General features: G+C 69.4%; 9 protein-coding genes and 2 pseudogenes. 5 read left to right on the forward strand and 6 right to left on the reverse strand.

The window, feature by feature from the left end; translation table 11 throughout:
- Window positions 1-377: 377 nt before the first annotated feature.
- From ABZS71_RS09960 to ABZS71_RS09970, 3 genes and pseudogenes are all read right to left on the reverse strand, one after another.
- Window positions 378-1,478: a tyrosine-type recombinase/integrase gene (locus tag ABZS71_RS09960; RefSeq protein WP_356208719.1), complete on the reverse strand. Its 1,101-nt coding sequence runs from the start codon at window positions 1,476-1,478 to the stop codon at window positions 378-380.
- A gap of 310 nt (window positions 1,479-1,788) precedes the next feature.
- A pseudogene (locus ABZS71_RS09965) lies at window positions 1,789-1,899 on the reverse strand (SpdD protein); the annotation flags it as partial.
- Window positions 1,899-2,055 (reverse strand): annotated as a pseudogene (locus ABZS71_RS09970) (conjugal transfer protein TraS); the annotation flags it as partial. The pseudogenes ABZS71_RS09965 and ABZS71_RS09970, both read right to left, overlap by 1 nt.
- Before the next feature lie 214 nt (window positions 2,056-2,269).
- On the opposite strand from ABZS71_RS09970, the gene ABZS71_RS09975 reads away from it, so the two are divergent.
- The gene (locus ABZS71_RS09975) at window positions 2,270-2,788 is read left to right on the forward strand and encodes a proline dehydrogenase (RefSeq protein WP_356208720.1); all 519 of its coding nucleotides are present in this window, start codon (window positions 2,270-2,272) and stop codon (window positions 2,786-2,788) included.
- A gap of 208 nt (window positions 2,789-2,996) precedes the next feature.
- On the opposite strand, the gene ABZS71_RS09980 is transcribed toward ABZS71_RS09975, so the two are convergent.
- Entirely contained in the window at window positions 2,997-3,470 is a 474-nt protein-coding gene (locus ABZS71_RS09980) for a carboxymuconolactone decarboxylase family protein (protein ID WP_355849705.1), read from the reverse strand.
- Between the two features lie 329 nt (window positions 3,471-3,799).
- On the opposite strand from ABZS71_RS09980, the gene ABZS71_RS09985 reads away from it, so the two are divergent.
- Window positions 3,800-4,603 (forward strand): methyltransferase domain-containing protein, encoded by an 804-nt coding sequence (locus tag ABZS71_RS09985; protein WP_356208721.1) that lies wholly within the window; start codon window positions 3,800-3,802, stop codon window positions 4,601-4,603.
- A 598-nt stretch (window positions 4,604-5,201) separates the two neighbouring features.
- Here the strand turns inward: ABZS71_RS09985 and ABZS71_RS09990 are convergent.
- Complete coding sequence (locus ABZS71_RS09990) at window positions 5,202-6,668, reverse strand: helicase-associated domain-containing protein (RefSeq protein ID WP_356208723.1); 1,467 nt, start codon at window positions 6,666-6,668, stop codon at window positions 5,202-5,204.
- A gap of 48 nt (window positions 6,669-6,716) precedes the next feature.
- The gene (locus ABZS71_RS09995; RefSeq protein ID WP_356208724.1) at window positions 6,717-7,439 is read right to left on the reverse strand and encodes a hypothetical protein; all 723 of its coding nucleotides are present in this window, start codon (window positions 7,437-7,439) and stop codon (window positions 6,717-6,719) included.
- A gap of 112 nt (window positions 7,440-7,551) precedes the next feature.
- Here ABZS71_RS09995 and ABZS71_RS10000 point away from each other — a divergent pair, with 112 nt between their 5' ends.
- The 3 genes from ABZS71_RS10000 to ABZS71_RS10010 all read left to right on the forward strand — a co-directional run bounded on the left by ABZS71_RS10000 (window position 7,552) and on the right by ABZS71_RS10010 (window position 12,493).
- Complete coding sequence (locus ABZS71_RS10000) at window positions 7,552-8,796, forward strand: plasmid pRiA4b ORF-3 family protein (protein ID WP_356208725.1); 1,245 nt, start codon at window positions 7,552-7,554, stop codon at window positions 8,794-8,796.
- Between the two features lie 472 nt (window positions 8,797-9,268).
- The gene (locus ABZS71_RS10005) at window positions 9,269-11,584 is read left to right on the forward strand and encodes a helicase C-terminal domain-containing protein (RefSeq protein WP_356208727.1); all 2,316 of its coding nucleotides are present in this window, start codon (window positions 9,269-9,271) and stop codon (window positions 11,582-11,584) included.
- A 705-nt stretch (window positions 11,585-12,289) separates the two neighbouring features.
- On the forward strand, window positions 12,290-12,493 hold the full coding sequence (locus ABZS71_RS10010; protein WP_023586116.1) for a cold-shock protein: 204 nt from the start codon (window positions 12,290-12,292) through the stop codon (window positions 12,491-12,493).
- The last annotated feature ends 217 nt before the right edge of the window (window positions 12,494-12,710 follow it).

The raw sequence follows: 12,710 nt of genomic DNA on the forward strand, positions 1-12,710 counted from the left end.
GCTCCACCTCCCTGCTACGACAGGTCGGCGGTGAAGGTCTTTCACCTCCACACGAATCACAGCGCCTCACGGCGCAACTCGAAGACGAGCCATGCTCCACGGGCCGCCGCGAGCCTTCCGCGCACGGCCACACCTCCTTCACCCAGCCGGTGACAGCCTCGTCGTCCCGCTCCAGGGCCCGGCGGACGGCGACCTGACACGACCAGAACGCAGGTGAACGGCCCTGTACACAGCCCACCGCCCCACCACCACAGTTGGAAAGCGTGTTGGGGGCAACCCCTCACGAGTTCGAATCTCGTATCCTCCGCCAGTGCCTCACCGGGCACGATGTCGAAGGGCCCCACCGTTCGCGGTGGGGCCCTTCGACGTTGTCCGTCTCAGTTGGCCTTCGGCGGCTCCCAGAGCATGTCCCCGACCTGTTGGGCGACCTTCCGGAGCATGGGCCCGGTGATGTGCATGTACCGGGCCCGCATCCGCGCGGCTCCCCCGGGCTCCCAGCCCATGATCGAGTCGACCACGACGTCAGGGACTCCGAGGAGGAGCAGCACGGTCGCGGCCGTGTGACGTGCGTCATGCAGCCGACCGTCCCGTACGCCCGCGTCGCGAAGCAGCCTCTTCCAGACGTGGTAGTCGGTGTTCGGGCTCAGCGGTCCGCCCATGGGCGAGGCGAATACGTACCCCTTGTCCTCCCAGTCGGCACCTGCTGCCATACGCTCCGCCGCCTGCTCCTCTCGGTGGTGGCGAAGGAGCTTGATCAGTAGATCGGGCAGACCGACCGTGCGACGACCTGCGCGGGACTTGGTGGACTTGTGCTCGCGCCGGATCTGCTCGCGCCGGGGGCAGTAGCCGGCCTTCCTGCCGCAGGGGGTGCCATCGCAGCCATGGCGGTACTTCGGCCGGAGCCGGTTCTTACGAATCCGCACGTAGCCGGCGTCAAGGTCGACGTCTTCCCAGTGCAGCCCGAGGGCTTCCCCTTGGCGGAGCCCGAGCGCCAGGGCGACGACCCACCGAGCGCTGTTGCGCAGCTTGGAGGCTTCCAGGAGGAGGCTCTGCACCTCTTCAATGCTGTACGGCCCGATGTCCTCCTCTTCGAGCCGAGGAGCCTTGGCGATCTCCGCCGCATTCGTTGGGATGTGCCCGCGTCGTACGGCCTCACCGAGGGCGACGCGGATCGTGCGGTGAACATGGTGAGCCGTCCCCGCCGAGCTGCCCGACTGCTGCATCTTCCGGTAGAAGCGCTCCAGGTGCTCCGGCTCCAGGCGCTCCAGTCGGTGAGCACCCAGGCCAGGCACGAGGTGTACGCGGACGTCGACCTCGTACCCGTCGTACGTGTTCTCGGAGACGTACGGCTTGGCGATGTTCTCGACCCAGTGCTCCAGCCAACTCTGGACCGTCCACCCCTTGCCCGGCTTCCGGAGCTTCTTGGCATCGCGCGCCCGCTCCATTTCACGGACAGCCTTGGTGGCTTCGGCCTTCATCTTCCGTTCGATATGCCGACGGTCGGGCTTGCCGTCAGCACGGACGCCGACCGTCACCCGGCCGTGCCACTTCCCGTCCTTGCCGAGAGTCCGTCGAGGCGTACGGGTCGGGTGCAGCCGCCGAGGCCCCGCAGCTGTCGTACGAGCGCGGGCATGTTACCGAGCGAGGCGAGGGCGCCCAGGTCCGCCACCGGGGGCGGAGCGTGTCCGGTAGTAATGGAGCTGTCCTTTCGGCTGTCTGGTCGGGAGGGTCCGTGCCTGCCGGGGCGGCGGGATGCTTGGCGGTATCGAGGCCGCCCCGGGAGGCCGGTCAGCGCTTGTGGGCGCTGTTGAGCAGGGAGCGCAGCATCAAGGCCGCGATGGAGACGGAAACGGCCGTGACGGCGAGGGTGGCCAGGCGCGCGGTGAGCACCACGCCGAGCCGACCAACCGTAGTTCGACCACCCCCGGTTTGATGCTGCGAACATGCACGGTGTGGACACCCCAGGCGTGCCGCAACCGCTCGCACGAGGCAGGCAGCTACGTCGGCAGGTTCCTGCCCGGGAGCCGGCCGAAGCCGGACACGCATCCCCGTCGACGCAAGTTCGAAGCCAGGGTTACCAGGTTGACTTATCACGTCATTCACATCCGCGGCGCCCATCGAACCGGCAGGCGCGCCAAGGACGTTCACTTCCTGGCGCGCAGTCCCGACGGAGCATCCTGCGGCTCCACTCACTCGGCCAGTGATCGGCCCTCCGCTACTTCCCGGCAAACACCGAACGCGCTGGTACATGATCAGTGAGACTTCCACCATGGATGCAGGACTCGCCGCGCTGCTCGGCGCTGCCGTCGGCTCCGCCGCCACCCTGGGTGCGGCAATCGTGAACGGGCGCGCGCAAGCACGGTCACAACACGACCAGTGGCGCCGCCAGCATCGCCGCGATGCTTACGCCAAGTACCTCAGTGCACTCCATGATCGCGACATCGCCATGGACGCCATCCTCAGCGCGCTGCAACCGGAAGAGCCCAACCTTCACGATGTCGACGAGAAGGTGACGCGCTTCATCACCCTGGCCCGCGAGGTTCACCGCGCTGTCGAAGTCGTCACTCTCGAAGGGCCGCCATCCGTCACAGAAGCAGCCGAGCACGTCACGCACGCATCCAGCAACCTCTCCCAGGTCATGCGGCGCATGGTTAACAACGCCCGAGCAGGTGACAGCACTCAGAAAGCAGCCGACAGCGCACTTGCCACCGAGCGAGAACAGCTCCTCTACCAATCGGTCAAAGACTTCCGGCTAGCCGCCCGGGACACTCTCGGCAACGCGGACTGACGCGAACAAGCGTCCGTGCTCAGCCGAGCCGGTACGTGTCTTCAAGTTTCTGGCGGTCAGCAGGCAGCAGCACGTCTGCGACCTGCAAGGCTTGGCCGGACACATCACACGCAACGACGTGAACCGCCCCGGGCCCCGGCGAGCGGCGCCCGGGGCGTGTGATGCTGCAGCCGCGGGGGGCACCAGCAGTCCGGCCAGGCACTCCTGGCTATGCGAACTGGCCGGGCCGGTAGTCGCCGGCGGGCTGCTGGATGATGACGTTCGCCCGGTTGAAGGCGTTGATGAGGGCGATCCCGCACACCAGGGCGGCCAACTGCTCCTCGTCGTAGTGTTTGGCGGCGTTCGCCCATGCCTCGTCCGTGACCCCACCGGCCGCATCCGCGATGCGGGTGCCCTGCTCCGCCAGCTCCAGCGCGGCCCGCTCGGCCTCGGTGAAGACCGTGGCCTCCCGCCACGCCGCGACCAGGTTGAGACGTACCGAGGTCTCACCGGCGGCGACGGCGTCCTTGCTGTGCATGTCGGTGCAGAAACCGCACCCGTTGATCTGACTGGCGCGGAGCTTCACCAGCTCCTGCGTCGCGGCCGGCAGCGTCGAGTCCTCGAGCACCTTGCCTGCCGCAATGATGTGCTTGAAGACCTTGCCTACGGTCGGGCTGCTGAAGGCGTCCAAACGGGCACTCATGGCGATCTCCTCTGCCGTTGTCGGTGCTTACACACTTACGACGGAACAGCTCGGCAGGATGTGACATGAACGCCTGTGTCCTGCGTCTCCCCTCCCGCACCGCGGCAGGGACCGCCACGCCGACGTTCACGTCCACTGCCGAGAGGTCACCCCTGGCCCCTGAGCGCTTCAGTTGGCGGGTGAGCGTCTGAGTCGGTGGGGCCGAGCGCTTCAGCTGGCGAGCCCGATCCGGCACGGTCCGGGATGGTGGTCTCCAGAGGCTCTTCCAGGAGACCGCGGGCCCAGAGCCCGGCGACCGGGCCCGACTGCCCCTCTGCCAGAATCGCCACATGGCTGAGCACGACACGGATCACGGCTACCTGCTGGACAACCGGCAATCGGAGGCAGGGATCCGGTTCGACGCCCTCAGCGAGTTGTTCGATCCGGTGACGTTCCGGCACGTCGACCAGCTCGGGATCGCTGCCGGCATGCGGTGCTGGGAGGTCGGTGCCGGTGGTCCGTCCGTACCCCTCGGGCTGGCCGAGCGAGTCGGCCCCGCGGGAACGGTGATCGCCACCGACATCGACGTGTCCTGGACCCGGGACATCGCCGGTGGCGTGATCGAGGTGCTGCGCCACGACGTGGCGACAGAACCGCCGCCGCCCGGCGGCTTCGACCTCGTCCACGCCCGACTGGTCCTGGTACACGTCACCGACCGCACCGAGGCGCTGCGCCAGATGGTCCAGGCGCTGCGGCCCGGCGGCTGGCTGCTCCTGGAGGACGCCGACCCGGGGTTGCAGCCGCTGTTGTGTCCGGACGAGTCGGGTCCCGAACAGCAGCTCGCCAACCGGTTGCGATCCCGCTTCAGCACCTTGATGGCAGCACGCGGCGCGGACCTCGCGTACGGGCGAACCCTGCCCGGGCTGCTGCGTGAGGCCGGTCTGGACGACGTTCAGGCCGACGCGTACTTCCCGATCACCTCCCCCGCATGTGCCGTCCTTGAGGCCGCGACCGTGCAACAGATCCGCCGCCGTCTCGTGGCGGAAGGACTCGCCACCGACGAGGAGATCGACCGCCACCTGGCGAACGTCGCCACCGGACGCCTCGACCTGGCCACCGCCCCGATGATCTCCGCGTGGGGATGCCGCCCGTAACCCTCCCCCGATTGCCGGCCTCTTCTGTTCGCCCCTCACGAAGATCCGTCGCCACCAGTACGGGTTCGACCCCCGCAGGGGGAAGGACGGCCGCTGTCTTGCCCACCAACTGAAGTGCTCAGCCCCGGCACCCTGCCGGCAACCGTCCGCACCGGCGCAGACGGCGCCTACTACTTCGGCCCCGAACACGGCGTCCGCCCGAACACCAAGTACAAGATCCGTTTCGACAAGTCCACCGCGGACCTGAGCGTCATCCGCCCCCGCCCGCCCCGCGACCCCGCGAACCAGCTCATGTGGTCGCCCAAGGAAGCCCTCGGCGCACCCCCCGGACGTCGACTCGGACGCCGACCCCGACGGCGCACCCAACTCCCGGACCGCCACAGCCGAGGTGACCACCGGCGCCCCCGGAGCCGTCGACCACACCATCGACGCCAGGCCTCTACGTCAACCGCCTCTGACAGCGACTGCCGGTTGCCGCTGCCCACGCCACATGCCAGCAGCGGCAACCGACCAGGGCGGCCAGCAGACCCCTCCGCCTCCCCGCTGGGGAATGGGCCCTGATTCACCCCGGTGACCCCGGCCCCGCCCGATCCGCCGATCACGGGCTATGCCGGTAGCGGAACGCTTGCGCCCGCACGTGTGAACTCCTCTCCGCACGCCGTGCGGACCTTCGCCGCCACCTCAGCGCCCCCAAAACGCTCCGGCCCCGGCATCTACCCGGCCCGTGCCCCGTCCGTGCCCTACAGAGCGGCGAACAGCGGACAACACGGGCCCCTACGGCACCTCCAGCGGTACGACGGTCGGGGGAGACCGCAAGGCGCTCGCCGATTCGGGTACACAGCACGCGCAGGCGGCGGTCGCTGATGATGAGGGCTGCCAGTGCCTCGTCCGCGCACTCGATGAGATGGACCGGCCCTGTATCGCGGAGTCGGCCGGTGCGGCGGCCAGTGTCGTCGAGCAGGGTGGTGACCGTCTGGGGCACGGGGTGCGAGGCGGCCTGGTTCAGGTAGCCACGGAGCTCGTCGAGGGTATGCCCGCGGTCGAGGGCGTGCAGAAGAGAAGCGGTGGTGAGCGTCCAGACCCGGTCGGTTTTCCGGTCGGAGAAGGCGTCCAGGAGGAGTGTGTCGGCGGAGGGCAGCCCGTCGAGGGCGACGATGTCGAAATTCGCCAGGACCGTGATCCTGCCCGTCGGGACGGCCGAGGCGGGGACCTGGGCCGGGGCGTAGTCGCCCGTGAGGCCGACGGCATAGGCGCCCAGGGGATTGAGGTGGAGTGCGGACAGGCCGTCGTAGCGGCTGAGCTGGTCGAGGTAGTCGCCACCCCAGTTGTCCCGGTAGTCATCGCGGGCGCCCGCCGGGGGGACGTACTCGATGTCGATGAGGCCGAGCGTGGCGGCGTACTCGAAGAGCACCGCCAGGGTGTACCGACCCTGGAGGAGGGACCAGCCGTGGTGGCCGTCGTAGCCGAGGCTGCCGTATTGCGGATCCTCCAGGTACAGCTTCCACAGGGCGCGTTCACTGCGGTGGACGACTGGATCCAGACCGGCCGCGCGCATGTCTGTGAACAGGCCGTCGATGGATGACCACTCTCCCGGGGTGAGACCGGCCAGTGCTTGGCCGACGAGCTTGCGGCGTGGTTTGGCTGCGGTCAGGACGTTCGCCGAGCGCTGGCCCTTGATCTCCTCGACGCGGGAGAACTCGTCCAGGAGGCTGTTGCTCAGCCAGCGCTGCCACAACTGACGAAGGGTCAGGTGCGGTGGCCGGGTCAGCGCGGCCCGTCCGCGCGTGGTCGGCGCCAGCCGACCGCCGGTGAGCTGGGCGAGGCCGCCTGCCTGGAGCAGCATCGGCCAGGCGAAGGCGGCGATGGCCTCGTGCGGATAGAAGTCGCCGCCGTCCAGGACCTCGGCGACCGCCGAGACGGTGGCGGTGCTGGGGCGGCGGGTCTTTTCGCTGCACCGCAGCTTCTCCGTCATGCACAGGCGCAGCACCGTCAGCAGGTTGGCCTGCGCCTCGTGCTCGGTGTGCCGGACCTGTGGAGTGCCGGTGGGCTCCTGTTGCCGTTCCACTGGTATCACTGCTCGTGTTTCCCGCTTCGTGCCGCTCGCGTCCCGTTCCTACACATGGGCAATGAAGTCGTAGTTGCCCGGACCGCAGGTGCGCTCGAGGATCTGGACCACCTTGCGCGGGTTGTCGTAGGGGCCGGAGAAGTAGAACGGCTTGCCGTCCCGCCCGAAGCCGATGACGGGCCGGTCGCCGGGCGGGGCACCCAGGTGTACTGCGGCGTCGGAGAAGCCGCCCGCGGGCTCGAAGCCAAGACCGCGGGCGTAGGCGACCGCATCGTGCACGATCGTCTGCGCCTGCTCCACACCGATCGGCAGCGGCCGATGATCGAAGGCCGCGTAGTACATCGGTACGTAAGTGGTCAGGGATCCGGACCCCATCACCTCGGGGTCGGTGGCGTTCTTGACTCCCAGGCAGTACACGTCCACCAGGAACCCAGTGACGGTCACCCTGCTGGCACGTTCCTGGCGGGCCAGGAGAATCTGGGCGAAGCCGCCCGCGCCGGGGTCCGGTTCCTGGGCGAGGAGGTCGGCCGCCGCCCAGTCCGGGGCTCCGGCCATGTCCAGTCCCGCGCTCCAGCCCGCATTGACCCAGCACCCCACCACGGGCCGCTCATCCGGCGCGATGTTCGCCTGCGCCGCCTCGGCGACCCGTCTCACCAGCGCGGTGGCCTGGGCCGGGCGCAGCCCCAGCGCCTTCGCGATCTGCTTCGGCGCGCTGCCGCGCTCCCTCATCTCCCGGACCCGGGCCAGCAGTTCCTCGTCGCGCGTTGTCACCGTCACAGTCTGCCACTTCCGTGTCGCCCCATGCGAAGCACAAGGTGCACCGGCGGTGCTGGCACCCTGGGTTCGGGTGATACGGGACACGAACCGGAACGGGCAGGTCAGCATGGGTGAGACAGTGGGCAGGACCGTTGAGCAGGTGCGAGCGCTGGTCGGTTGGGTCGGCACGGGCCGCAAGCTGACCCAGACCGGCCGTGTGACGCTTGCCAACGCGCGAGCACTGGTGGAGGTTCTGGACACCGGCGACCGGATGGACCCGGTGATCGGGGACCGTACGTTCAAGACGAAGTCCAGCGAGGAGCTGTACCACCTCACGCTGTTGGTCGAGTGGGCGAAGGCGGCACGACTGCTGCGGACCGCGGGCGGGCGCCTGCTGCCGGTGAAGAAGAACGCCAAGCTGCTGGACCGCCCCGACGAGCTGCGTGGCGCGCTGTTCGCCGCGCTACCGCACATCGGCCCGGCCGTGACGGTCTCCGGCTGGCTGGAATCCCTGTTCACGCACGAGTACGACCGGGGCCTGCGGACGTTGCTACAGCGGCTGTACGCGGCCACGACCCCAGTGCCGCTCAGTGACCTGTACGAGGTGGTGTGGCAGGCGGTCAGCCCGCTGAACGTGCTCGACGACCTGTCCCCCGACCGTCTGGGGCATCTGCGCACCGCCAACGACCACGACATCCAACGGGTCCTGAAGGCCCTCGCCTCGCTGGGCGCTGTCCATCTCACGGAGGACAGCGCCGAGTTGACGGCGGACGGCCGCACCGAGACGGCCCGGATGCGCGGCGAGCCCAAGCCCGGCGACGCGGTGTTGCGGATCCTCGTCGAGCTCGCCGACGTGGACGACCCCCGGGTTTGGCGGCAGCTGCTGGTGCCCGCCGCGATCCGTCTGGTCCAGCTTCACTCCGTGATTCAGGACGCGATGGGCTGGCAGAACTGCCACATGCACGCGTACACCATCGATGGCGTCCAGTACGGCCGTCCCGACGGCGCACTCGGCTTCCGCGACGAGCGCACCGCCACACTGGCCGCCCTGCTCAAGCCGGGCGGCCAGTTCGTGTACACGTACGACTTCGGGGACTCCTGGGAGCACCTCATCACCGTGGAGCAGTTCCACACAGCCTCGGCCGGGACTCACTATCCGCACTGTGTGGACGGTGCCGGGGCGTGCCCGCCCGAGGACTGCGGCGGCGCCCCCGGCTACAGCGACCTCAAAGTGATCCTCGCCGACCCGGCGCATGAGGAACACCACGCCATGCTGGTGTGGCTCGGACTTCGGTCCGCCACGGAATTCGCCCCTGGCCGTTTCGCGCCGGACGAGGCCAACGCGCGGCTGCTGCGCCTCACGGCACGATGAAAGACGAGCCGTCCAGCCACGCCACCGTTCACAGCCCTAGGTGCTACCGACTGGTCCACCCAGTTGCTCCCACTGGTGGTAATCGGTCTCGGGGATGAGCGGGCGGCCGGTCGGCTGCGCGAAGACGTACCCCTTGGGGATCTGCCCACGCCGAACGGCCTCGCCGGGCGCGACACGGATCGTCCAGTGGGCATCGTCTGCGACCGCGTCGAACACTCGCCACGGCGTCCGAGCGGCAGGCGGAAACCTGCTGCCGGGTGATGCAATCGGTCCCTTGGATCCGCCATTCTTGAGTCCGGTGCCGGGCCGGTCTCAGCCCGGAGACAATGTCGTTCATACGTGGCGAGGTGCCCCCATCAGTAAGTCCAGCGGATCGACACTGGCAGCGTGGCTGCGCAGTCTCGACAACCCACGTCTGGAGCGGGTGCTCGCGGCGCGTTCGGATGCCGTGTCCCTTCCGGAGCCGCGATCGGTGGGCGAGTTGGCGGACCGCCTTCAGCGCCCGGGGTCGGTGGCACTGGCCCTCCCCCGGCTTGCGCTGCCCTACCTGCAGGTAGCCGAGGCGCTGGCGGCGTTGGGGGCGCCCGCGTCGCGCACTGCCCTGGCCGGCCTGCTGAGAGCCGCGGACGGGCAGGGCGCTCGCGGGCTGGACGCGGCGTTGGCGGTACTGGCCGATCACGCGCTGGTCTGGCCGGACGGCACCGGGATGCTCCGCATGGCGGCACCGTTGCGGCAGGCGTGGGACTCGCCGCTGGGGCTGGACGCGCCGCTGGCGGAGTTGCTGGCGGGCATGGCCTCCGACGAGCTGCGCGGCATGCTGGTGGCGCTGGGCGTCAAGCCGCCCGCTACCAAGCAGCAGCGGCTGGCGGCCCTGGTGGATCGTCACAGTGATCCGGAACGGATCGCCGCCGCGGTCGCGCAGGCGCCCGCGGCCACCCGGAAGCTGCTTGAGCGCCGGGCGAGTTCCGCGCCACGATGGCCGGGGCTCATCATGTTCGGGACTCCGGAAGCCGGTCCCGAACCGGGTGCGCGATGGGCGCTGGAGCGGGGACTGCTGGTTTGGCACCGTCACGGGTACGGCCCCGCCCGTATGCCCGCTGAGGTGGCACTCGCGCTGCGCGGGCCCGACTGGCACGCCCCGTTCGAGCCCGTCTCACCGGTCGCGCCGTCGGTGTCCGTCAGCACGGCGGAGGTGGATCGGGAGGCGGCAGCCGCTGCGACGGCGTTCGCCGCCCAAGCCGCCTCCGTCCTGGCGGCTTGCGCGACCTCTCCGCCGGCCCGGCTGAAGTCCGGCGGGGTCGGAGCACGTGAGCTGGGCCGGATCGGCAAGACGGCACAGTGTGACGACGCCGTGGTCCGCATCACCCTGGAGACGGCGTACGCGGCAGGGCTGCTGGCCCGGGACGGCGACCACGTCGCGGCGACCGAGGCATACGACGCCTGGGCGGAGCGGGAACCCGCGGAGCGGCTCCCGGTGCTGCTTCAGGCATGGCGGACGCTTCCGCTCACCCCGTCCCAGGCCCGCGACGAGGACGGAAAGGCGCTGCCCGCGCTCGCTGGGACACCGCCCTGCGACGGCTGCGTACAGGCCCGGCACGGGCTGCTCACCGCCGCCGCACAGTTCCCAGCGGGGCGGGGCGTGAAGAGCGCCCCGGACCTGGGTCCGTTGGTCGCCTGGTACCGCCCGCTCGCCCACCAACTGCCTCAGGACGAGACACCGTTCGCCACCGTGATCCGTGAAACGGAACTGCTCGGTGCGCTCGCTCGCGGCGCCCTGTCGGCCATCGGTGGCGCCCTGCCGGCCAACGACGTGGAACAGCTGACCGCCGCCTGTCGGCGGCTGCTGCCGGAGGCCACCGGGACAGCCCGCATCGGCGCCGACCTCACCGCCGTCGTCACCGGCACACCGGCCGCGCGGCTCACCACGCTCCTGGATTCCGTCGCCGACCGGGAAACCAGCGGCACGGCATCGGTGTGGCGGTTCAGCGCGGGCACCATCCGCCGTGCCCTGGACGCCGGCCGCGCCCCCGACGACATCACGGCCGACCTGGCCGCCATCGCCATCGGGCCCCTGCCACAGCCGCTGTCGTACCTGATCACGGACACCGCGCGCGGCCATGGCCGCGTGCGCATCGCCCCCGCGGCCTGTGTGATCCACGGAGAGGAGCCCGGCCTGCTTGCCGAGCTCACCGCCCATCGCAAACTCGCCAAGCTCGGCCTGCGGCAACTGGCACCGACAGTGCTGGTGAGCCGCAGCCCGCTCGACAAGACCCTCGCCGCGCTCCGCGCCGAGGGCTACGCGCCCGTCGCCGAGACCGCCGACGGGACCGTGCGCATCGAACAGACCCAGCGCCGCCGCGCCACCGCCCTGGTCCCGACCCCACGCCCGCCCGGTGGCGAGCCCCGCCCTCTGAACTCGGGCTCCCGCCGCGACGTGCGGGCCCCGGCAGCGGTCGATCTCAGGGCACTGGCCGCCCGATTGCGGGCAGCCCCGCCGACCGCCCCGGAGCCCGACCCGTACAACGGAGTCCCCTTCGACAGTGACACCGAGGAAATCATCGCCGGGTACGCGCACCGGCTCTCCCTCGCCGATGTCCGCCAGCTCGCCCATGCGATCAACGAGGGCCAGGCGGTCACCATCGATTACGTCGCGACCTCGGGCAGCCGCACCGTACGCACCCTCAGCCGGCTCGGTCTTGACCCGCCCTACCTCCATGCCTGGTGCCACCTGCGAAACGACGAACGCGTCTTCACCCTCTCCCGCGTTCAGGGCGTCATGCCCGCATAGCCTCGGTTGCGGTTCTGGTTGCATCCGCCCCCGATCAGCGGCGTTCTCCGTCCCCGGTTCCGTCGCAGTTGGTCCTCGGCGGCCCCAGAGCATGTCGCCGGCCTGCTGCGCCACCGTCCGGAGCATGGGCCGCAGGCAGTGGCGGGCGGCGAGGGTCGGTCGGCGCCGGCCAGGTCGGCCGCCTGCTCGCGCAGGGCCCAAGCGGGCGGTGCCAGGCCGAGCACGGCAGTTCCCCGACGGGGCGAAGATCTTCCGCGTCTTCGTCCGCAGAGGACGCGCCGGGCGGAGCGCGGGTGGATGCCCTCACAAGCGGCATGACGTTTTCTGACAGCGACCGGGCCGGTTGTCGTGCAGGCTTCCCAAGGGATCTCTTCGGAACCCGCCGTACGGCTCTTTGGCAGAAACGTTGTGGTCCGGGCGAGCTGATATCTATGGCCACGAAGTGAGAAATCGACGCGACGCGCGATGAAGGTTTCTTGCTCGACAAACAGAGCAGGGGTTGCATACCGCGCACAGCCGGACGCGCCGTGCTACTGTCGATCTCAGTTGCAGTTGTGGTTCCCAAAGACTTCAGGTGTCCTCACCGGTTTTATGTACCGGTGGAGCGCTTTTGTATCTCCGGTTATTTTCCGGCGGGGTAATCATCGCGACGACGCGGAGTCCGCACAGTGTGGACTCCGAGCACTGCCCCGAAGGAGATTTGACATGGCTGCTGGCACCGTGAAGTGGTTCAACGCGGAAAAGGGATTCGGCTTCATCGAGCAGGACGGCGGCGGCGCCGACGTCTTCGCCCATTACTCGAACATCGCCGCCCAGGGCTTCCGCGAGCTACTGGAAGGCCAGAAGGTGACGTTCGACATCGCGCAGGGCCAGAAGGGCCCGACAGCCGAGAACATCGTTCCCGCCTGACGCTGACGCTTACTTCGCAGCTGGGGCCCGCACCTTGGGGTGCGGGCCCCAGCTCGCTGCATTTCAAGGCGCAGACTCTCCGTCATGCCGTGGCCATTTCACCAGCGCCATGATTCACATGATTCAAGGGGTCCACACCCCTACCCTACGGGACTGCCGCACCCAACGATCCTGATGTAAATCCGCCAGAGCTTCCCACATGGGAAACCCGGCCTTA

The organism is Streptomyces sp. NPDC005393 (genome assembly GCF_040606675.1).
Lineage (GTDB): Bacteria > Actinomycetota > Actinomycetes > Streptomycetales > Streptomycetaceae > Streptomyces.